A 19,809-nucleotide genomic window follows, 5' to 3' on the forward strand; every position below is an offset into this window, starting at 1 on the left:
GCATGCCCACGCCCACGAAGGGCCGACGGCTTGGCGGGAGTTCGAACCACCAGCGCGCCATGCTGGCGAACTTGGCGGCGTCGCTGTTCGCAGCTGAAGCCATCGAGACCACCGAATCCAAGGCGAAGGCGCTGCGGCCGTATGCCGAGAAGCTCATCACCAAGGCCCGCAAGGGCGGGTTGGCGCGGCACCGTCAGATCATCGCAAGCCTGAATGGCGATCAGGAGATGGCTCAGAAGCTGATCGACGAGATCGGTCCCCGCTATGAAGGCCGCCCGGGCGGCTACACGCGCATCCTGAAACTGGGCCCCCGTCGCGGTGACAATGCCCCTATGGCGTTGATCGAGCTGGTCTAGCCTCTCGTCGCTCACGGTCATGACCGCCGACCCGCTGAGCACCGACGTGCTCAGCGCATTGCGGACGCAGGCGATGTGCGTGCTCAGTCCTGAGTTCGTACGCCGAGGACTCGTTCGAGGTTGGCGAGGCAGCCAGCGAAGGCGCGCCGTCCGGTGGAAGTGGCTTCCACCCATGTCCTCGGCTTGACGCCGTGGAACTCCTTGGTGATCACCAGGTACCCGGCGTCTTCGAGCTTCCGCAGATGCGCCGTGAGGTTGCCGGGCGTCGGTTTCAGGTGTTTCTGGACGAACCCGTAGGCCAGGCGGTCCCGGTTCGTCAGCGATATGAGCAACGACATGATCCGCAGCCGCATCGGCTGGTGGATGGTCTCGTCGAGGTGGATCTCGCCTCTGGAGGGTGGATCTCGCCTCTGGAGGCACGCCGTCGGCGATTGCCATTCGCCGGTCCTGTGCACCCTCATGGCGATGGTCGCCAACGGAGGACTCGACACTGGATGCGGCTTTGATGTGAGACCTGCTGGGACGCGGTTCAGATGGCTGCTGGTAGTCTGTTGTGGCGGACGTTCGGCCTGCGTCTGTGTCATGTGCGTGCCGTTCGCGGTGCGTCCGATGCTGGGGGCAGTAGCTCAATTTGGTAGAGCACCGGTCTCCAAAACCGGCGGTTGCGGGTTCGAGTCCCTCCTGCCCTGCGCTTCCGTTGCTTGGTGAGCTTCAGCTGGGCGGATTGATTATGTTGGCATCTGTGGCAGTTTGAGTCGGAGACATTCCTGATGGCCATGAACCGACGGACTCGCCGTCATTTGCAGCGTCAGGGTGAGGTGACGGCGGACGGCGCGCCTTCGGGACGGCGTGAGCGGCGCCAGGCGTCGTCGGTTTCGCCGTCGTCTGAGCGGGCGGGTCCTGCTCAGTTTGTGGGCGAGGTTCGCTCCGAGCTGAGGAAGGTCATTTGGCCTACTCGTTCTGAGCTGGTCAACTACTCGGTTGTCGTCTTTGTCACGATCGTGGTGCTGACGGCGATGATTGCGGGGTTCGACTGGGTTCTTGGCGAGGCTGTGCTGCGCCTCTTTGATGTGAATTGACGGACACCGGGCTGATGAACATGAGTGACCTGACCGATGCCGATGCCGGTGCCGATGCTGTTGTTGGTGTTGGTGCTGGGTCCGATCCGATGGCTGCGGCTCGCCGCTTGCTGGGCGCGCGGACGGCGACCGTCTTGGCAGGGGCCGGGGCCGCTGACGACGTCGGTGCTGTTGAGGGCGTCGACGGGTCCGCTGCGGGCGAGGGCGTTCTTGGTGGGGTGCTCACCGAGGATGAGTTGCTCGTTCCCCCGGAGCCTGAACCGAAGCGGGTCTCGCCTTATGACCGGCCCGGCCGTTGGTTCGTTGTGCATACGCAGTCGGGTTATGAGAAGAAGGTCAGGCAGAATCTTGAGGCTCGGGTCGGGTCGTTTGACATGGAGGATCAGATTCATGAGGTCGCGATTCCTATGGAGGATGTGATTGAGTTCAAGGGCGGCCGCAAGGTGGTCGCCAAGAGGAAGGTGTTCCCGGGCTATCTGCTGGTTCGCTGTCGTCCCAGCGACGAGGCGCATCACATGATTCGCAGCACGCCGGGCGTGACGGGGTACGCGGGGCCCGGCGGCAAGCCGTCGCCGCTGCGTCGCAGGGATGTCGAGGCGTTCTTGGCGGAGCCCGATGAGGGCCCCGAGATGCCGCGTCGCACCAAGCCGTCGATGATTTTCGAGATCGGCGAGAGCGTGCGCGTCAAGGAGGGTCCGTTCTCGGACTTCCAGGGTCAGGTGATCGAGATCAATGAGGAGCAGTTGAAGGTCAAGGTGCTGGTGAACATCTTCGGTCGGGAGACTCCTGTTGAGCTCGATTTCGTCCAGGTCGCGAAGATCTGAGCAGCGGGCGCACTCGCAGTTTCAGGAGCACAGCATGGCAGACAGCGCAGCACGGGCACCGAGGCGCAAGCGTGTCGCTGCGGTCGTCAGGATCCAGATCCCCGCGGGCCAAGCGTCGCCCGCGCCGCCGGTGGGCACCGCGTTGGGTCCGCACGGCGTGGCGATCATGGATTTCTGCAAGGACTACAACGCCAGGACCGAGAGCCAGCGAGGCACGATCGTGCCCGCCGAGATCACGATCTTCGAGGACCGGTCGTTCGCGTTCGTGACCAAGACCCCGCCGACGTCGGTGCTGCTGCGCCAGGCTGCGGGCCTTTCCAAGGCGGCCGGGAACCCGGGCCGCGAAACGGTCGCGTATGTCACCGACGCCCAGGTCGCTGAGATCGCGCGAACCAAGATGGCCGACCTCAACGCCCGCGACATCGAGGCCGCCAAGCTGCAAGTGATCGGCACCGCACGCTCGATGGGCATCGAAATCGCCGGCTGAGCCGGCCCTCACCCCAGGAGAGTCCCACATGGCTGGAAAGAAACACGCCGACGCCGCTCGCCGCTACGACCGGCAGCTGATGCACGAGCCGAGCCAAGCGATCGACATGGTGAGGACCTTCGCCGCAGCCAAGTTCGACGAATCGGTCGAGCTGTCGGTCCGGCTGGGCGTCGATCCGCGCAAGGCCGACCAGATGGTGCGCGGCACCGTCGCGCTGCCGTCCGGCACGGGTGGCGATGTGCGCGTCGCGGTGTTCGCGCAAGGCGACGCGGCGGCGGAAGCCTCCGAGGCGGGTGCCGATGTGGTGGGGGGTGCCGACCTCGCCGAGCGCGTCGAAGCCGGCTTCACCGAGTTCGATGTCGCCATTGCGACGCCGGACATGATGGGCGTGGTAGGCCGATTGGGCAAGGTGCTCGGCCCGCGCGGGCTCATGCCGAATCCCAAGTCGGGCACCGTGACGCCCGATGTGGGCAAGGCCGTCGGCGAGTTCAAGGGCGGCAAGGTGGAATATCGCACCGATCGCTACGGCAACGTGCACCTGGCGATCGGCAAGGTCAGCTTCTCCGCCGAGGACCTCAAGGCGAACCTCGACGCGGTCATGGACGAGATCACCCGCGCGCGACCCTCCAGCGCCAAGGGGCGCTATGTCCGCAAGATGGTGGTCTCCTCGACAATGGGTCCCGGCGTTCAGATCGATCCCGCCACCTTCGGCTGAGCGCGACGGTTGAACGCATCTGCGCCTGCAACCAGGCGGCTTGCTCGTTCGGTGGGCGGGGTGCCTTAACGCTCAACGTCTACGACCCGTTGGATCCCCACGGCACCAACGCCGACCCGCGGAGCCTCGCCACCAACGGCCCCAATCCCCACGCCGCCGAGGAGCCTCGCCAGAGCGTGTCACTCATGAATGACGCAGACCTGGTCACCGTCACCATCGGCGGCAACGACGTCAGCTTCTCCGGATCCTTACGAGATGCGTCACCCCACTCCTCGGAAACAGTGACAGCACTTGCGACGAGAGCGACGTGGAGGACTGCAAGGTCGCCGTCAACCAGCACAACGCCACAGAATGCGACACACCGCTGAGCTACGACGAGGTGTTCGACACGGTCGAGGATCGCGTTACTGCGGTATGGACGCGCATCCGCGCGATCGCACCCCAAGCATCGATCATGCTCCTCGGTTACCCCTACCTCACACCGGTGATGGAGCCATGCGACGGACTCACACGCGATGAAGTCGAAGCGTTCAATGCTGCCTACGAACGATTGGGCACTCTGCCCCAATCGAGGCTCTCGGGTCCCTGCGTAGTGCGTCTAGCGCGATATCTGGAGTCGTTTATTCAGTGTGCGAGCCTTGAGGCCGACGAGGTCGCGTACGCCGCGGGGAGCAACTGGTTTGAAGACCTCCTGAGCGACGCCGCTGCGCAACTCGCACCGGGAGTTGTGAAGATTGACCCAGGGGAGGCGTGGTTCTTGCGTCGGGGCGCTGATGACTTGAACGCGGCGCTACAACGGACGGCGTCGGCGGCTGGGGTGCACTTTGTGAATGCGTTGGGCGGGGTGGCCTCTGCTCGGCATCCGTCGGGTTTCGTCGGTCACGACCAGTGCAGCGGCGTCCGGTGGCTGAACGGCTTTGTGGCTGATGACGAAGAAGACAACGGCGTGAACGGCAAGTCGTTTCACCCGACTGTGGCGGGACACGTGGGCTACGCGGAGATCGTGTGGGACTTCGTCCGAAATACGATCCGCAACCCCGAGACTGGCCTGACAGAGGCGGGTCTACCGGGCAACCCCATTCGGCGCACGATGCGTCGATACGTTGCTGAGACTCCTACTGGCGATGGTCCTGTGGGCCGCGGTCGAGTTGGCGTATAGCGGCTTCATTTTCCCCCGCACGGCTCCACCGAAGCCGGAGGAATTGATCGTTCCGTGAATCTTGGGTTTCGTGCTGGTGGCCTATGAGCCGACGGTCATTGCGTGGACGGGTTGCACGCTGGGCAAGCTGTTGTTTGGGATCAGAGTGCAACAACGGGCAGATCCCGCCAAGACGCCGGCGTTCGGTCAGGCGCTGGTGCGCTGGGCGATCCCAGTTGCGGCAGGGATGGCGCTGCTGTGGATCTCATGGGAAGCGCTCGCCAAGCTGTTGACCGAGGACTACGGCGGGCGAAGCGGTGACTTCTTCTCCTTCATCGACGGCGGTCGCGAGACCTCATTTGCTGAGAACCTGCTCGCATGGGTGTTGCTCGATGCAGTGCTCTATAGGGTCGTGGTGGGGCTGCCGTTCATGTCTGGCGTGCTGTGTCTTGTCGGCCGATTGCGCGGTGAGGACGCTGCTGGCGCGCATGACAAGGCTGGGGGCACCGTCGTGGTGCGCAGTTTGGTGATCGGCAACGAGCGAACTGCCCCGCGGTGAGGCGTACGCCGGGACGCGACCCAGATGCCTGCCGGTAGCGTGTTCTAGCGGGTCTTCTGTTGATTGGCTGCCGCCCGAGCGACGAGGCGCACCACATGATTCGCAGCACACCGGGTGTCACGGGGCACGCCGGGCCTGGCGGCAAGCCGTCGCCGCTGCGCCGCAGGGAGGTGGAGGCGTTTCTGGCCGAGCCCGATGAGGGGTCCCGGCATTCAGATCGATCCCGCCACATTCGGCTGAGAGCGGCGGTTGGATGCGTCCGCGAAGGCCGGTAGCGTTCTGGCCTCGACAACCTGCTCGCCGCAGATCTCCGGTGGCTTCGGCCTGAAATCGGCCCCGTCTGAACCCAGTTCAGGAGCTTGCTCAGCTTGAGTGAGCCGCACGGGCCGGGCCTGATGAGGCGGACTGGCTTCCTGTGCGCGTCAGCGTCGGGGTGCGGTTCTGTCTGGTCTGCGGACCGGCGCCCGATCTGGGGCCGGGAGCGACCCGACCGCCCGACCACGAGACATGCAGCGGCAACTCATCACACAGGAGGACCTCACAGTGGCGGCAGCAACTACGGCTGATCAACGTGCACCGCGGGCCGACAAGGTCGCCGTGGTGGATGAGGTCCGCGAGCGATTCGCCGAGGCCGAGGCGGTGCTGTTCACCGAGTACCGAGGCCTTGATGTGGCACAGATGGCCGATTTGCGGGGCCGGCTCATCGATGCCGACTGCCGCTACAAGATCTACAAGAACTCCCTGGTTCGCCGCGCGCTGTCCGACGAAGCGCCGGGCGGAGTCATGGATCTGCTGCTGGGTCCGACCGCGCTGGCCTTCTGCGGCAAGGATCCTTCAGCGGCGGCCAAGGCCCTGCGCGAATTCGCGGCCGAGCACGAAGCGCTGGCCATCAAGGGCGGGATCCTGGCGGGTTCCTTGCTCAGCGATGCCCAGGTGCGCGAGCTCGCCGATCTCCCATCGCGCGACGAACTGAGGGCCCAGATGCTGGGCGCGCTCGCAGCGCCGCTGAGCTCACTCGCCTCGATGATGAACAACCTGATCGGCGAGATGTCCGGCCTCGTTCAAGCCCTGATCGATCGAAGCACAGCAGATTCGACAACAGACTCAGATTCGACAACAGACTCAACAGACACGGAGAACAACCAGTGAGTACATCCACCGAAGAGATCCTCGACGCCATCGGCAACATGACGGTGCTCGAGCTGGTCGAACTGAAGAAGGCGTTCGAGGAGCGGTTCGACGTCACTGCCGCGGCAGCCGCACCGGTGATGGTGGCGGCCGCCGTCGGCGCTGCTGACGGAGACGGCGAAGCCGCCGACGAAGCCGCCGACGAAGTGACCGTCACGCTCACAGCGATCGGCGACAAGAAGGTCCAGGTCATCAAGGAGGTCCGCTCGCTCACGAGCCTCGGCCTCAAGGAGGCCAAGGACCTCGTCGAGGCGGCACCGAAGGCCGTGCTCGAGGATGTGCCCAAGGCCGACGCCGACAAGGCCAAGGAGGCCCTTGAAGCAGTCGGCGCCACTGTCGAGCTGTCCTGAGGGGTCGCTGTCGCTCCCGGTGCGGCCGGGGTGTCACCGCCACGGTGTCGCAGTTGTGGCGCGTGCGAGGCCCGGATAGCCTTGACCTAGCCGTGGCACAGGTGGCCTCCCCTTTTGCGCACCCCACCAGTCCCCAGCATCGAGACCGAACGTTGCGGTCGCTGATTGCTGCGGACGCCCGCGACCGCGCGCGCCTCCAACCCGCCGCTCTGTGCCATCGGCAGTCGCCTGCGACCTATCCCGCACAACTGAACCACTAGGAGAGTCCGTTGTCGTCTCGTGTCGGCCGCGAACGCTATTCGTTCGGCAATCTCGACGAAGTCCTGGAACTCCCGGACCTCGTATCGATCCAGAAGGATTCCTTCCAGCGTTTTCTCGACGTCGGACTGGCAGAGACGTTTGCCGACATCAGTCCCATCAGCGACTTCGGCGGGCACCTGCAGCTCGTCTTCTCGTTCGATCCGCATGATGAGGATCTTCGCCCTCCCCCCAAGTTCTCGGTGGAGGAGTGCAAGGAACGCGACATGACCTACTCGGCGCCGGTCTTCGTGCGCGCCGAGTTCAAGAACGCACACACCGGCGAGGTCAAGGCGCAGACCGTGTTCATGGGCGACTTCCCGATGATGACCCGCAAGGGCACGTTCATCATCAACGGCACCGAGCGCGTGGTGGTCAGCCAGCTGGTCCGCTCGCCCGGCGTCATCTTCCAGCCCGGTGAGCGCTACCGGCTGCGGAATATGTCCAAGCACCAGCTCGTGACCGCCACCATCCATCCCTACCGCGGGGAGTGGATCGAGTTCGACGTCGAGCACAAGCCGGGCAAGGATCCGACCGCCGGCAGCCGTGTCGCCCGCAAGCGCCGGCTCAGCATCTTCTCGCTGCTGCGGGCCTTGGGGTACGGCGAAGACCGCTACCCGGGACTGCTCGAGCGGTTCGTCGAGCACTTCGACTTCCTCGAGCCGCAGTGGGAGAAGGACCGCTTGGTCGCACCTTCTCAGGAAGAGTCGGTCATCGAGTTGTACAAGCGTGTCCGTCCCGGCGAGATGGCCACCGCAGACGCGGCCAACAACTACTTCCAGAACGCGTTCTTCGACGAGCGCCGCTACTCGCTGTCCAAGGTCGGCCGCTACAAGCTGAACCGCAAGCTGGGACCCGAACTGGATCGCGTTTCGGAGCTGTTCGGCTTGGACTTCGTCGACGTCGACCACCCCGACGCACTCGAGCGTCCCGAACTGGTCCGTCCCGATCCTGATTCCACGGTGCTCACGCGCAGCGAGGTGCTTGCCACGGCCAGCTACCTGCTCCATCTCGCCAACGCTGAGCCCGGCTACCGGCTCGACGACCAAGACCACTTCGCCAACCGCCGCATCCGCTCCGTGGGCGAGCTGATCCAGAACCAGGTGCGCATCGGGCTGAGCCGCATGGAGCGGGTCGTGCGCGAGCGCATGACCACCCAGGACGTCGAGGCGATCACGCCCCAGACACTCATCAACATCCGCCCGGTGGTGGCGGCCACGAAGGAGTTCTTCGGCACCAGCCAGCTCAGTCAATTCATGGACCAGGTGAACCCGCTGTCGGGGCTCACCCACCGTCGCCGCCTGTCCGCGCTCGGCCCCGGAGGCCTGTCACGCGAGCGAGCCGGCTTCGAGGTGCGTGACGTGCACTTCAGCCACTACGGCCGCATGTGTCCCATCGAGACGCCCGAAGGCCCGAACATCGGGCTCATCGGGGCGCTGGCCACCTTCGCCCGCGTCAACGAGTTCGGCTTCATCGAGTCGCCCTACCGGGTCATCGAAGACGGCAAGGCCACCAGCGAGGTGCGCTACCTGACCGCGGACGAGGAAGAGGAGTTCGTCGTAGCACAGGCCAATGCGCCGCTGAATCCCGACGGTTCGTTCCGCAACCCCCGCGTGCTGGTCCGCAAGAGTCCCCAAGGCGCCAGCCTCGAGGACCTGCGACTGCAGATGGAGCGTGACACCTACTTCGCCGCCACCACCGAGATCAGCTACGTGCCGGCTTCGGAGGTCCAGCTCATGGACGTTTCGCCGAAGCAGATCGTGTCGGTGGCCACCGCGCTCATCCCGTTCCTCGAGCACGACGATGCCAACCGGGCGCTCATGGGCGCCAACATGCAGCGCCAGGCAGTGCCCCTGCTGCGGGCCGAGGCCCCCTATATCGGCACCGGCATCGAGGGTCTGGCCATGGCCGACGCCGCCGATATGGTGCTGTCCGAGACCGACGGCGTGGCCACCGAGGTCACCGGCGACCAAGTCGTGCTGGAGTCCGGCGACGGCTACGAGCATGCGTACCCACTGCTCAAGTTCCGGCGCTCCAACCAGGACACCTGCATCAACCAGAAGGCACTGGTCCGCCTTGGCGACAAGGTATCGGCCGGGCAGGTGATCGCCGACGGGCCGTCCACCGACCACGGCGAGCTGGCGCTGGGCAAGAACCTCCTCGTGGCCTACATGGCTTGGGAGGGCTACAACTTCGAGGACGCCATCATCCTGTCCGAGCGCCTCGTGAAGGACGATGTGCTGACGTCGATCCACATTCACGAGTATGAGATCGACGCCCGCGACACCAAGCTGGGACCCGAGGAGATCACACAGGACATCCCCAATCTGGCCGACGACATCCTGACGGATCTGGACGAGCAGGGGATCGTCCGCATCGGTGCCGAGGTCGAGCCGGGTGCGGTGCTGGTCGGCAAGGTCACTCCCAAGGGCGAGACAGAGCTCACGCCCGAGGAGCGGCTGCTGCGGGCGATCTTCGGCGAGAAGGCACGCGAGGTGCGCGACACCTCGCTGAAGGTGCCTCACGGCGAGAACGGTGTCGTCACCGACATCCGGGTGTTCAGCCGAGACCACGACGACGAGCTGCCGCCGGGCGTGAACCAGCTGGTGCGTGTCTACGTGGCCCAGAAGCGCAAGATCAGCGTGGGCGACAAGCTCGCCGGCCGTCACGGCAACAAGGGCGTGATCTCGAAGATCCTCCCGGTCGAGGACATGCCCTACCTGGCCGACGGCACACCGGTCGACATCATCCTGAGTCCGCTGGGCGTCCCCAGCCGCATGAACGTCGGCCAGGTGCTCGAGGCTCACCTTGGCTATGCGGCCCGCTGGGGCTGGAGGGCGACGGACGCCAACGGCACCGAGCACATGATCGGCGCCGAGCCGGTCAGCAACACCGCCCGCAAGACCCGTCCCACCACTCAGCCGTCGGTCTTCATCGCCACGCCGGTGTTCGACGGTGCCCGCTGGGACGAGACAGAGGCCGCGGGCCGGCATCCCACCATCCAGCAGACGCTGGCGAATCTGCGTCCAGAGTGGATCACCGAAGGCGGGACCGGCGACCGGCTCATGACCGACACGGGCAAGACCACGCTCTACAACGGGCGCACGGGCGAGTCCTACGACGAGCCGATCATGGTGGGCTACAGCTACATCCTGAAGCTGGCGCACTTGGTCGACGACAAGATCCACGCCCGCTCCACCGGCCCGTACTCGATGATCACCCAGCAGCCGCTGGGCGGCAAGGCGCAGTTCGGCGGCCAGCGGTTCGGCGAGATGGAAGTGTGGGCGCTCGAGGCCTACGGCGCCGCGTACTGCCTGCAGGAATTGCTGACCATCAAGTCAGACGACGTGCTGGGCCGGGTGCGGGTGTACGAGGCGATCGTCAAGGGCGAGAACATCCCCGAGCCCGGCATCCCCGAGAGCTTCAAGGTGCTCATCAAGGAGATGCAGGCGCTCTGCCTCAACGTCGAGGTCATGTCGACGGCTGGGCAGCAGATCGACATCCAGGGCCTCGACGAGGACGTCTTCCGCGCCGAGGAGTCGCTGGGCATCGACATCAGCCGGCCTGAGCGCGGCAGCGACGAAGAAGACGAACTGCGCCGCCAGCGCATCTGAGCGGCACTGACATTCACCGACCGGGACTCGACGAGCCAGACACACGGGGCCAGAAACACTCACATGATCGACGTCAACGAATTCTCCGACATCCGGATCGGCCTTGCGACTGCCGATGCCATCCGCACATGGTCCAACGGCGAGGTACGCAAGCCCGAGACCATCAACTACCGCACGCTCAAGCCCGAGAAGGACGGCTTGTTCTGCGAGAAGATCTTCGGTCCCACCAAGGACTGGGAGTGCGGCTGCGGCAAGTACAAGCGCGTCCGGTTCAAGGGCATCATCTGCGAGCGCTGTGGCGTCGAAGTCACCCGCTCCAAGGTGCGACGCGAGCGAATGGGCCACATCGAGCTGGCCGCACCGGTCGTGCACATCTGGTACTTGCGGGGCACACGCTCGTGGCTCGCGTACTTCCTGACGGGTCTCGACCCCCGCCAGGAGCTCAAAGCCAAAGCGCTTGAGCGAGTCATCTATTTCGCCGCCAACCTCGTCACCAAGGTCGACAGCGAGAAGCTGCACGCGGATCTGCCGCGACTCGAGGCCGAGAAGGCCGAAGAGCTCGCCGTCATCGACGAGGAACTGGCCGAACGGCGTGCTGAGCGGCTCAAGGAACTGGAAGACGAGCTCGCGGCGCTGGAGACCGAGGGCGCCCGTGACCGCGAGATGAAGTCCAGCCAGCGCGAAGCCGACCGTGACCTCGAGGCATTCGACGAGGAGGCCGCCGAGGAGAAGGACCTCGTCGAGCGGACCTTCAGCGCGCTCTCCGAGCTGCACGAGCGGATGATCGTCGACGACGAGGATCTGTGGCGCGAGCTGGAGGACCGCTACGGCGTGTACTTCGAGGGCGGCATGGGCGCCGAGGCCATCGCGCAGCTCATGGCGAACATGGACTTCGACGTCGAGGAAGCCGAGCTGCGCGCTGCCATCGAGGCGTCGGACGGCCGCCGCCCGCTGTCGGCGCAGCGCAAGCAGAAGGCGATCAAGCGGCTCAAGATCCTGAGCGCCTTCAACCGGCGTGACGATCACGGCCGGCGCATCAATGACCCGCGGGCGATGATTCTCGATGCGGTGCCGTGCATCCCGCCGGACCTGCGTCCGATGGTGCAGCTCGACGGCGGCCGGTTCGCCACTTCCGACCTCAATGACCTGTACCGGCGTGTCATCAACCGCAACAACCGGCTGAAGCGGCTGCTGGACCTGCGAGCACCCGAGATCATCGTCAACAACGAGAAGCGCATGCTGCAGGAAGCGGTCGATGCGCTGTTCGACAACGGCCGTCGCGGTCGACCTGTGACAGGCCCCGGCAACCGGGCGCTGAAGTCTCTGTCGGACATGCTGAAGGGCAAGCAGGGCCGCTTCCGTCAGAACCTGCTCGGCAAGCGGGTCGACTACTCGGGCCGTTCGGTCATCGTCGCCGGGCCCACGCTGCGCCTGCACCAGTGCGGGCTGCCCAAGCTGATGGCGCTGGAGCTCTTCAAGCCGTTCGTCATGAAGCGTCTGGTGGATTCCGAGATCGCGCAGAACATCAAGTCCGCGAAGCGGATGGTGGAGCGTCGGCGGGCCGACGTCTGGGATGTGCTCGAAGACGTCATCAAGGAGCACCCGGTGCTGCTGAATCGGGCCCCCACGCTGCACCGGTTGGGAATCCAGGCCTTCGAGCCGCTGCTGGTGGAGGGCAAGGCTGTCCAGATCCACCCTCTGGTATGCGCCGCCTTCAATGCCGACTTCGACGGCGACCAGATGGCCGTGCACCTGCCGCTGTCGGCTGAAGCCCAGGCGGAAGCCCGGGTGCTGATGCTGTCGGCCAACAACATCCTCAGCCCGGCGGACGGCCGCCCGACGACGGTGCCCAGCCAGGACCTGCTGATCGGCAGCTACTACCTGACCGAGCGCCGGGCCGACGATGGCGAGGGGTCCGACGTCGACGTCTCGAGGTCGGTCTTTCGTCACCTGCACCAGATCGAGCGGGCGCTCGAAGGATCCAAGGTCGGACTTCACGAGCTGATCGAGTGGCGCGTTCCCGAGCTCAGCGACGGCAATGGAGGCTTCACGCCCACCACACCGGGTCGGGCGCTGTTCAACGCTGCACTGCCGGCCGACTTCGAGTACGTGAACCGCACGGTGCGCAAGGGCGACATGGGCCGCATCGTGCGAGCGCTTTCGGACAACTACTCCACCAGCGACATTGCCGTCAGCCTCGACAACATCAAGGACCTCTGCTACGAGTACGCCAGCCGCTCGGGCCTGACGATCTCGGTCGATGACGTGCGCACGCCGCCCGACAAGGCCGAGATCCTCGAACGCCACGAGAGCGAGGCGCAGCGGGTCGAGACGCAGTTCCGGCGCGGCATCATCACCGACGGCGAGCGGCGCCAGAAGGAAGTGGAGATCTGGACCGACGCCACCGACGAAGTGCGCCGCTCGCTTGAGGCCGAGCTGGCCCGCACGACGTTCAACCCGATCGACATGATGGTCGGGTCCGGCGCCCGCGGGAACATGATGCAGGTCCGCCAGATCGCGGCGATCCGCGGCTTGGTCGCCAACCCTCGTGGCGACATCATCCCGCGCCCGATCAAGTCGTCATACCGCGAGGGCCTTGCCACGCTGGAGTACTTCATCTCCACGCCCGGCGCCCGCAAGGGCCTCGTAGACACGGCGCTGCGGACGGCCGACTCGGGCTATCTCACCCGTCGGCTGGTCGATGTGGCCCAAGAGCTCATCATCAACAGCGAGAACCCCTTCGAGCGGTCTGGTCCCGTGAATGGTCTGTGGATCGAAGACGTCTTCGCGGACCGCCCGGACAAGCGCACCCATCTCGACACCCGGCTGTTCAGCCGCTGCCTGGCGTCGGAGGTGACGCTCAGCGATGGCACCGTGCTCGAAGCAGGGCGGCTCGTCGGCGAGGACGAGCTGATCGCCCTGCGTGACGATCCCGAGGTCACCCAAGTGCGCGTGCTGTCCCCGCTCACTGACGATTCCGAGTTCGGCGTGTCGGCCATGGCCTACGGAGGCTCGCTGGCGACGGGCAAGCTCATCGAGGTCGGCGAAGCGGTCGGCGTGATCGCTGCACAGTCCATCGGCGAGCCGGGCACTCAGCTGACCATGCGGACGTTCCACACCGGCGGTGTCATCGGCGGCGAGAACATCGCCGGCGGTCTGCCGCGCGTGGTGGAGCTATTCGAAGCCCGCACCCCCCGGGGCAAGGCTGTGCTGGCGCGCCGCTCGGGCGTGGTGCGAATCGGCGAGGACGACGGCCGGGGACGGCAGATCGATGTCATCGGCGACGACGGCGCCGAGGACACCTACACCGTCCCGTCGATGTCACGGCTCGCGGCGGTCGACGGTCAGGACATCCGAGCGGGCGATCCGCTTGTGGACGGCCCGCGCGACCCCAAGGAGCTCATCGAGATCCGCGGCGTACGCGAGACCCAGCAGTACCTCGTCTCCGAGGTCCAGAAGGTGTACCGCGAGCAGGGCGTGTCGATCCACGACAAGCACATCGAGCTGATCGTCCGCCAGATGACCCGCCGGGTGCTGGTGGGCGAGCAGGGCGACTCGGGGTTCCTGCCCGGCGAGCAGGTCGACCAGCGCATCTACCGCGAAGCCAACCGCGAACTGGTGCAGCAGGAGCGTCGGCCCGCCGAAGGCCGCCCGATCATCATGGGCATCACCAAGGCCTCGCTGGCCACCGAGTCGTGGCTGTCGGCTGCGTCGTTCCAGGAGACCACCCGGGTGCTGACCGAGGCCGCCATCGAGTCGCGCCGCGACGAGCTGAAGGGCCTCAAGGAGAACATCATCATCGGCAAGCTCATTCCTGCGGGAACGGGTCAGGACTGCTATCGCAACATCGACACGATCGCGCCCTCCTATGAGCCGATGGAGTTCTGGTCCTCTGAGGAGGCTCAAGACCCGGCGGCTTGGCTGGCCTCGATCGGCGAAGAGTCTGACTTGGACGGAACTGGCCTCGACGGGACGGGATTCGAGGACAACGTGGCGTCGATCGTCGACGCCGGCTGAGCACTCCCCGCACACGCTTCCGCCGGTTGTGGCACTGGGGCGCGCTGTCTAGCCTTGAGCGCCGGTTTCGGCGCGTTGCCGGTGGGGCGATGCGCGGATTTGCCGACTCCTGTCCGTAAGCCTGTCCCGCTGACAGACACCCGGGCCTACAGAGGTCCCTAACCACCGAGGTCTCAGTGCCGACGATCCAGCAGCTGGTCCGCAAGGGCCGCAAGTCGAAGTCGACGAAGGTGCGCACACCTGCGTTGAAGGGATCGCCGCAACGGCGTGGGGTGTGCACACGCGTGTACACGCACACCCCGAAGAAGCCGAATTCCGCATTGCGGAAAGTCGCCCGCGTGCGTCTGACCAGCGGTGTCGAGGTGACGGCGTACATCCCCGGCGAGGGACACAACCTCCAGGAGCACAGCATCGTGCTGGTGCGCGGCGGCCGGGTGAAGGATCTCCCCGGCGTCCGCTACAAGATCATCCGGGGCGCGCTCGACGCTTCGGGCGTCAACTCCCGCCGCCAAGCGCGCTCGCGCTACGGCGCCAAGCGGGAGGCCTGACATGCCACGCCGAGGCGCAGTTCCCCGACGCGATATCAACCCTGATCCCGTCTACGAGTCCACGCTGGTCACCCAGTTCATCAACAAGGTGCTGCGGCGCGGCAAGCGGTCGCTGGCCGAGCGCATCGTGTACGGGGCGATGGACCTCGTCGGCGAGCGCACCGGCGGCGAGCCGCTCGAGATTCTCAAGCGTGCGGTGGACAACACCCGGCCGCAGGTCGAGGTGAAGAGTCGCCGGGTGGGAGGCGCTACGTACCAGGTCCCGGTCGAGGTGCGGCCCCGCCGTGCCACCGCGCTGGCAATTCGCTGGATCGTGGGCTTCGCCCGCGAGCGCCGCGAGCGCACGATGGCAGAACGTCTCGCGAACGAGCTGATGGATGCCTCCAACGGCACCGGCTCGGCGGCCAAGCGGCGCGAGGACACGCACCGCATGGCAGAGGCCAACAAGGCCTTCGCGCACTACCGCTGGTGATCTGATCGGGATATCTGATCAATGAGGCAACGCTGAAATGGCTCGAACGCAATCTCTCGACCGCGTCCGCAACATCGGGATCATGGCCCACATTGACGCGGGCAAGACCACGGTGACCGAGCGGGTCCTGTACTACACCGGCGTCAACTACAAGATCGGCGAGGTCCACGACGGCGCCGCCACGATGGACTGGATGGAGCAGGAACAGGAGCGCGGCATCACCATCACCTCCGCCGCCACCACCTGCCACTGGAACGACCACGTCATCAACATCATCGACACCCCGGGCCACGTGGACTTCACCGTCGAGGTGGAGCGCTCGCTGCGGGTGCTCGACGGAGCGGTCGCCGTGTTCGACGGCGTCGCCGGCGTCGAGCCGCAGACCGAGACGGTGTGGCGGCAGGCCGACCGCTATGGCGTGCCCCGTATGTGCTTCATCAACAAGCTCGACCGCACCGGCGCGTCGTTCTTCGGCTCGCTGGACAGCATCGAAGACCGGCTGACTCCCAACACGGCGGTGCTGCAGCTGCCCATCGGCATCGAGGCCGGCTTCGAAGGCGTGGTCGACTTGGTCGAGATGAACGCGGTGGTGTGGAAGGGCGACGACCTCGGGGCCACCTACGACACGATCGAGATCCCTGCCGACCTGGCCGAGCAGGCCGCTGAGTACCGCAGCCTGCTGCTCGAGCGTCTCGCCGATGTCGATGAGGACATCATGCTGGCGTACCTCGAGGGCACCGACGTCGACGTTGCCACCGTGCGCCGAGCGATACGGCAGGGCACGATCGACGGGCAGATCGTCCCGGTGCTCACCGGCAGCGCCTTCAAGAACAAGGGCGTGCAGCCGCTGCTCGATGCGGTGACGATGTACCTGCCCTCGCCAGTGGACATCCCCGCCATCGGAGGCAGCTCGCTGAACGGCAGCGACGAGCTCGAACGCAAGCCGAACGACGACGAGCCGTTCTCGGCGCTGGCGTTCAAGATCATGACCGATCCCCATGTGGGCAAGCTCACGTATTTTCGCGTGTACAGCGGGAGCTTCGAGCGGGGCGGTCAGGTGCTCAACACCACCACGGGCAACCGCGAGCGCATCGGGCGCATCCTGCAGATGCACGCCAACAACCGCGAAGACCGCGAGAACATCGCAACCGGCGACATCGTCGCCGGCATCGGGCTGAAGAACACCCGCACCGGCGACACGCTGTGCGATTCGTCCAAGCCGATCGTGCTCGAACAGCTCGACTTCCCCGACCCGGTCGTGCACGTAGCCGTCGAGCCGAAGTCCAAGGGCGACCAGGACAAGCTGGGCCGAGCGCTGACGGCGCTCAGCGAGGAAGACCCCACCTTCCAGGTCAAGACCGATCACGAGACCGGCCAGACGGTGATCTCGGGCATGGGCGAGCTGCACCTCGAGGTGCTGGTCGACCGGATGCTGCGCGAGTTCAGGGTCGACGCCTCCATCGGCAAGCCGCAGGTGGCTTACCGCGAGACGATCACCGCTGCGGTCGACAAGTTCGAGTACCGCCACATCAAGCAGACGGGCGGTTCGGGCCAGTACGCCGTGGTGGTCATCAACCTGAAGCCGTCAGAGCCGGGCGAGGGGTACGTCTTCGAAGACCACATCCGTGGCGGCGTGATCCCGCGTGAGTACATCTCATCGGTCGATGCGGGCTTGCAGTCGTCGCTCGAGAACGGCCCGCTGGCGGGCTTCCCGCTTGTGGATGTGTCCGTCGATCTCATCGACGGCAACCATCACGACGTCGACTCGTCGGAGATGGCCTTCAAGATCGCCGGCACGATGGCCATGCGCGACGCAGCCCGGCTGGCGCGGCCGGTCCTGCTGGAACCGGTCATGTCCGTCGAGGTGGTGACGCCCGAGGACTACATGGGCGATGTCATCGGCGACCTGAACTCCCGGCGCGGCCGCGTCGGGCAGATGGAGCTGCGCGGCGTCAACCAGGTGATCGATGCCAAGGTGCCGCTGTCGGAGATGTTCGGCTACGCCAACGACCTGCGGTCCCGCACCCAGGGCCGAGCCACCTACAGCATGCAGTTCGACAACTACGAGCAGGTTCCGCCCAGCATCGCCACCGAGATCATCAAGCGCATCCGCGGCGAATGAGTTCTTCGGGCGTCGCTGGGTCGCAGTCGTTCCAGAGTCCGAGTCTGTCGGCTGGGCCAATTGGCTGTGCCTATTGGAACTGGGCCACGGCATCCCTAGCCTCACACCGTTCAGAACGGTGAAGAAACGAAGAAGCAAAGACAACCCTGCACCTCACTCACCCCCGATAGGCGAGCAGAACCCCGAAAGGCGGGCACGACATGGCAAAAGAACGTTTTGAGCGGACGAAGCCTCATGTCAACGTGGGCACGATGGGACACATCGACCACGGCAAGACGACGCTGACGGCCGCCATCACACACGTCTTGGCGGAACAGGTCGGCGGCCAGGCAACGGCTTTCGACGAGATCGACAAGGCGCCTGAAGAGCGCGAGCGTGGCATCACCATTTCGATTGCCCACGTCGAGTACGAGACGGCCAATCGGCACTACGCGCACGTCGATATGCCGGGCCACGCCGACTACATCAAGAACATGATCACCGGTGCCGCCCAGGTGGACGGTGCCATCTTGGTCGTGTCCGCAGCCGACGGCCCGATGCCGCAGACCCGTGAGCATGTGCTGCTGGCTCGTCAGGTCGGCGTTCCCTACATCGTCGTCGCGCTGAACAAGGTCGACATGGTCGACGACGAGGAGCTGCTCGAGCTCGTCGAGCTCGAGGTGCGCGAGTTGCTCAGCGAGAACGAGTTCCCCGGTGACGATGTCCCGGTGGTGCGGGTCTCCGCGCTGAATGCGCTGGAGGGCGACGCCGCCGCGGCGGAGCAAATCATTGAGCTGATGAACGCCGTCGACACCTACGTGCCCGAGCCTGAGCGCGATACCGACCGACCGTTCCTCATGCCGATCGAGGATGTGTTCTCGATCACCGGCCGGGGCACTGTGGTGACCGGCAAGATCGAGCAGGGCGTCATCAACACCGGCGAGGAGATCGAGATCGTCGGCATCCGCAACCCGCAGACCACGACCGTGACCGGAGTGGAGATGTTCCGCAAGATCCTCGATCAGGGCCAGGCGGGCGACAACGTGGGTCTGCTGCTGCGAGGCACCGGCAAGGACGAGGTCGAGCGCGGCCAGGTCTGCACCCGCAAGGGTGCGATCACCCCGCATACCAAGTTCGAGGCGCAGGTGTACGTGCTGACCAAGGAAGAGGGCGGTCGCCACAAGCCGTTCTTCTCGAACTACCGGCCACAGTTCTACTTCCGCACCACCGACATCACCGGCGTGGTCGACCTGCCCGCAGGCACCGAGATGTGCATGCCAGGCGACAACACCGAGATGACGGTCGAGCTGATCAACCCGATCGCGATGGACGAGGGCTTGCGCTTCGCCATCCGCGAGGGCGGCCGCACCGTCGGTGCCGGCCGGGTGACGAAGATCCTTCAGTAGCGGTCAGGCCCGGAGCAGTTAGGCACAGCCATGGCGGCACCTCGTATCAGGATGCGCCTCAAGGCGTACGACCACGAGATCGTGGACCAGTCGGCACAGAAGATCACCGAGACGGTGCTGCGTACCAACGCCAAGGTGCGAGGACCCGTTCCGCTGCCCACCGAGAAGCATCGCTACACCGTGGTGCGTTCGCCCCACAAGGACAAGGACTCACGCGAGCACTTTGAGATGCGCATCCACAAGCGCCTCATCGACGTGATCGATCCCACCGACAAGACGGTCGATTCGCTGCAGCGGCTCGACCTGCCTGCCGGCGTCGAGATCGAGCTCAAAGTCCAGCCCTAGCTGACCTATCCGTCTTGGTGGCGGGCGTAGCTGTTTCGCTGGCAGGTGTCCCAGAAAAGGCGTAACCCCGGACGTTTGCCGAAGCAGGGACGTTTCCGGGGCCTTCGCTCTGGAACTTTAGGGACCTTCGCGGTTTGGTGGGATGAGGGTGGGTTGAGGGTCCGCGGGTAGGGGTCGCCCGCCCCACTGCAGCGGGCCGCCACGGGTGTGCATGCGGACGGTCACCACGCCGGCGTCGTCGCGGGTCACCTCCGCGGTGCGGTATCGGTCTGCGCACTCCTGAAACTCCATTGGCTCATGCTCGCAGAGCCGA

At 65.6% G+C, this 19,809-nt stretch carries 18 protein-coding genes, 1 tRNA gene and 1 pseudogene; 18 read left to right on the forward strand and 2 right to left on the reverse strand.

Annotation, left to right across the window (positions count from 1 at the left end; all coding sequences use genetic code 11):
- Positions 1–2 precede the first annotated feature (2 nt).
- A pseudogene (gene rplQ, locus ACOGXQ_RS15940) lies at positions 3–353 on the forward strand (50S ribosomal protein L17); the annotation flags it as partial.
- 86 nt (positions 354–439) lie between these two features.
- On the opposite strand, the gene ACOGXQ_RS15945 reads toward rplQ, so the two are convergent.
- The gene (locus ACOGXQ_RS15945; RefSeq protein ID WP_419944595.1) at positions 440–847 is read right to left on the reverse strand and encodes a transcriptional regulator; all 408 of its coding nucleotides are present in this window, start codon (positions 845–847) and stop codon (positions 440–442) included.
- A gap of 124 nt (positions 848–971) precedes the next feature.
- Here ACOGXQ_RS15945 and ACOGXQ_RS15950 point away from each other — a divergent pair.
- From ACOGXQ_RS15950 to rpsJ, 17 genes are all read left to right on the forward strand, one after another.
- Positions 972–1,045: transfer RNA gene (locus ACOGXQ_RS15950), tRNA-Trp, on the forward strand.
- An 81-nt stretch (positions 1,046–1,126) separates the two neighbouring features.
- The gene (secE, locus tag ACOGXQ_RS15955) at positions 1,127–1,435 is read left to right on the forward strand and encodes a preprotein translocase subunit SecE (protein ID WP_419944306.1); all 309 of its coding nucleotides are present in this window, start codon (positions 1,127–1,129) and stop codon (positions 1,433–1,435) included.
- A 20-nt stretch (positions 1,436–1,455) separates the two neighbouring features.
- Positions 1,456–2,259 carry a transcription termination/antitermination protein NusG gene (nusG, locus tag ACOGXQ_RS15960; protein WP_419944307.1) on the forward strand — a complete coding sequence of 268 codons (804 nt, stop codon included), beginning with the start codon at positions 1,456–1,458 and terminating at the stop codon, positions 2,257–2,259.
- Between the two features lie 34 nt (positions 2,260–2,293).
- Positions 2,294–2,746: a 50S ribosomal protein L11 gene (gene rplK / locus ACOGXQ_RS15965; protein WP_419944308.1), complete on the forward strand. Its 453-nt coding sequence runs from the start codon at positions 2,294–2,296 to the stop codon at positions 2,744–2,746.
- A gap of 28 nt (positions 2,747–2,774) precedes the next feature.
- The gene (rplA, locus tag ACOGXQ_RS15970) at positions 2,775–3,461 is read left to right on the forward strand and encodes a 50S ribosomal protein L1 (protein ID WP_419944596.1); all 687 of its coding nucleotides are present in this window, start codon (positions 2,775–2,777) and stop codon (positions 3,459–3,461) included.
- 307 nt (positions 3,462–3,768) lie between these two features.
- Entirely contained in the window at positions 3,769–4,620 is an 852-nt protein-coding gene (locus tag ACOGXQ_RS15975) for a hypothetical protein (RefSeq protein ID WP_419944597.1), read from the forward strand.
- 70 nt (positions 4,621–4,690) lie between these two features.
- Entirely contained in the window at positions 4,691–5,158 is a 468-nt protein-coding gene (locus tag ACOGXQ_RS15980; RefSeq protein ID WP_419947416.1) for an RDD family protein, read from the forward strand.
- A gap of 95 nt (positions 5,159–5,253) precedes the next feature.
- Positions 5,254–5,433: a hypothetical protein gene (locus tag ACOGXQ_RS15985; protein ID WP_419944598.1), complete on the forward strand. Its 180-nt coding sequence runs from the start codon at positions 5,254–5,256 to the stop codon at positions 5,431–5,433.
- A 268-nt stretch (positions 5,434–5,701) separates the two neighbouring features.
- Positions 5,702–6,307, forward strand: a complete 606-nt coding sequence (gene rplJ / locus ACOGXQ_RS15990) for a 50S ribosomal protein L10 (protein ID WP_419944599.1) — start codon at positions 5,702–5,704, stop codon at positions 6,305–6,307.
- Between the two features lie 38 nt (positions 6,308–6,345).
- Positions 6,346–6,696 (forward strand): 50S ribosomal protein L7/L12, encoded by a 351-nt coding sequence (gene rplL / locus ACOGXQ_RS15995; RefSeq protein ID WP_419947417.1) that lies wholly within the window; start codon positions 6,346–6,348, stop codon positions 6,694–6,696.
- Positions 6,697–6,965: 269 nt separating this feature from the next.
- Positions 6,966–10,607, forward strand: coding sequence for a DNA-directed RNA polymerase subunit beta (locus ACOGXQ_RS16000; protein WP_419944600.1), 3,642 nt, complete (start codon positions 6,966–6,968; stop codon positions 10,605–10,607).
- A gap of 63 nt (positions 10,608–10,670) precedes the next feature.
- A complete protein-coding gene (locus tag ACOGXQ_RS16005) occupies positions 10,671–14,624 on the forward strand; it encodes a DNA-directed RNA polymerase subunit beta' (protein ID WP_419944601.1) in 3,954 nt (1,317 codons plus the stop codon).
- A gap of 176 nt (positions 14,625–14,800) precedes the next feature.
- The gene (gene rpsL, locus ACOGXQ_RS16010) at positions 14,801–15,172 is read left to right on the forward strand and encodes a 30S ribosomal protein S12 (RefSeq protein WP_419944602.1); all 372 of its coding nucleotides are present in this window, start codon (positions 14,801–14,803) and stop codon (positions 15,170–15,172) included.
- 1 nt (position 15,173) lies between these two features.
- Positions 15,174–15,644, forward strand: a complete 471-nt coding sequence (rpsG, locus tag ACOGXQ_RS16015; RefSeq protein WP_419944603.1) for a 30S ribosomal protein S7 — start codon at positions 15,174–15,176, stop codon at positions 15,642–15,644.
- 37 nt (positions 15,645–15,681) lie between these two features.
- Entirely contained in the window at positions 15,682–17,766 is a 2,085-nt protein-coding gene (gene fusA / locus ACOGXQ_RS16020) for an elongation factor G (RefSeq protein ID WP_419944604.1), read from the forward strand.
- 200 nt (positions 17,767–17,966) lie between these two features.
- Positions 17,967–19,151, forward strand: a complete 1,185-nt coding sequence (gene tuf / locus ACOGXQ_RS16025) for an elongation factor Tu (RefSeq protein WP_419944605.1) — start codon at positions 17,967–17,969, stop codon at positions 19,149–19,151.
- A 30-nt stretch (positions 19,152–19,181) separates the two neighbouring features.
- Positions 19,182–19,496 carry a 30S ribosomal protein S10 gene (rpsJ, locus tag ACOGXQ_RS16030; RefSeq protein WP_323671069.1) on the forward strand — a complete coding sequence of 105 codons (315 nt, stop codon included), beginning with the start codon at positions 19,182–19,184 and terminating at the stop codon, positions 19,494–19,496.
- A gap of 117 nt (positions 19,497–19,613) precedes the next feature.
- On the opposite strand, the gene ACOGXQ_RS16035 is transcribed toward rpsJ, so the two are convergent.
- A complete protein-coding gene (locus tag ACOGXQ_RS16035) occupies positions 19,614–19,787 on the reverse strand; it encodes a hypothetical protein (protein WP_419944606.1) in 174 nt (57 codons plus the stop codon).
- Positions 19,788–19,809: the final 22 nt, after the last annotated feature.

Origin of the sequence: Candidatus Poriferisodalis sp., from assembly GCF_965208485.1 — a bacterium.
Taxonomy (GTDB): Bacteria; Actinomycetota; Acidimicrobiia; order Acidimicrobiales; family Poriferisodalaceae; genus Poriferisodalis.

Excerpts from the sequence above, each read along its gene's own strand:
- secE (WP_419944306.1), top strand. The coding sequence starts at position 1,127 with ATGGCCATGAACCGACGGACTCGCCGTCATTTGCAGCGTCAGGGTGAG.
- nusG (WP_419944307.1), top strand. The coding sequence starts at position 1,456 with ATGAGTGACCTGACCGATGCCGATGCCGGTGCCGATGCTGTTGTTGGT.
- rplK (WP_419944308.1), top strand. The coding sequence starts at position 2,294 with ATGGCAGACAGCGCAGCACGGGCACCGAGGCGCAAGCGTGTCGCTGCG.
- rplA (WP_419944596.1), top strand. The coding sequence starts at position 2,775 with ATGGCTGGAAAGAAACACGCCGACGCCGCTCGCCGCTACGACCGGCAG.
- ACOGXQ_RS15985 (WP_419944598.1), top strand. The coding sequence starts at position 5,254 with ATGATTCGCAGCACACCGGGTGTCACGGGGCACGCCGGGCCTGGCGGC.
- rplL (WP_419947417.1), top strand. The coding sequence starts at position 6,346 with ATGACGGTGCTCGAGCTGGTCGAACTGAAGAAGGCGTTCGAGGAGCGG.
- ACOGXQ_RS16005 (WP_419944601.1), top strand. The coding sequence starts at position 10,671 with ATGATCGACGTCAACGAATTCTCCGACATCCGGATCGGCCTTGCGACT.
- rpsG (WP_419944603.1), top strand. The coding sequence starts at position 15,174 with ATGCCACGCCGAGGCGCAGTTCCCCGACGCGATATCAACCCTGATCCC.
- fusA (WP_419944604.1), top strand. The coding sequence starts at position 15,682 with ATGGCTCGAACGCAATCTCTCGACCGCGTCCGCAACATCGGGATCATG.
- tuf (WP_419944605.1), top strand. The coding sequence starts at position 17,967 with ATGGCAAAAGAACGTTTTGAGCGGACGAAGCCTCATGTCAACGTGGGC.
- rpsJ (WP_323671069.1), top strand. The coding sequence starts at position 19,182 with ATGGCGGCACCTCGTATCAGGATGCGCCTCAAGGCGTACGACCACGAG.
- ACOGXQ_RS16035 (WP_419944606.1), bottom strand. The coding sequence starts at position 19,787 with ATGGAGTTTCAGGAGTGCGCAGACCGATACCGCACCGCGGAGGTGACC.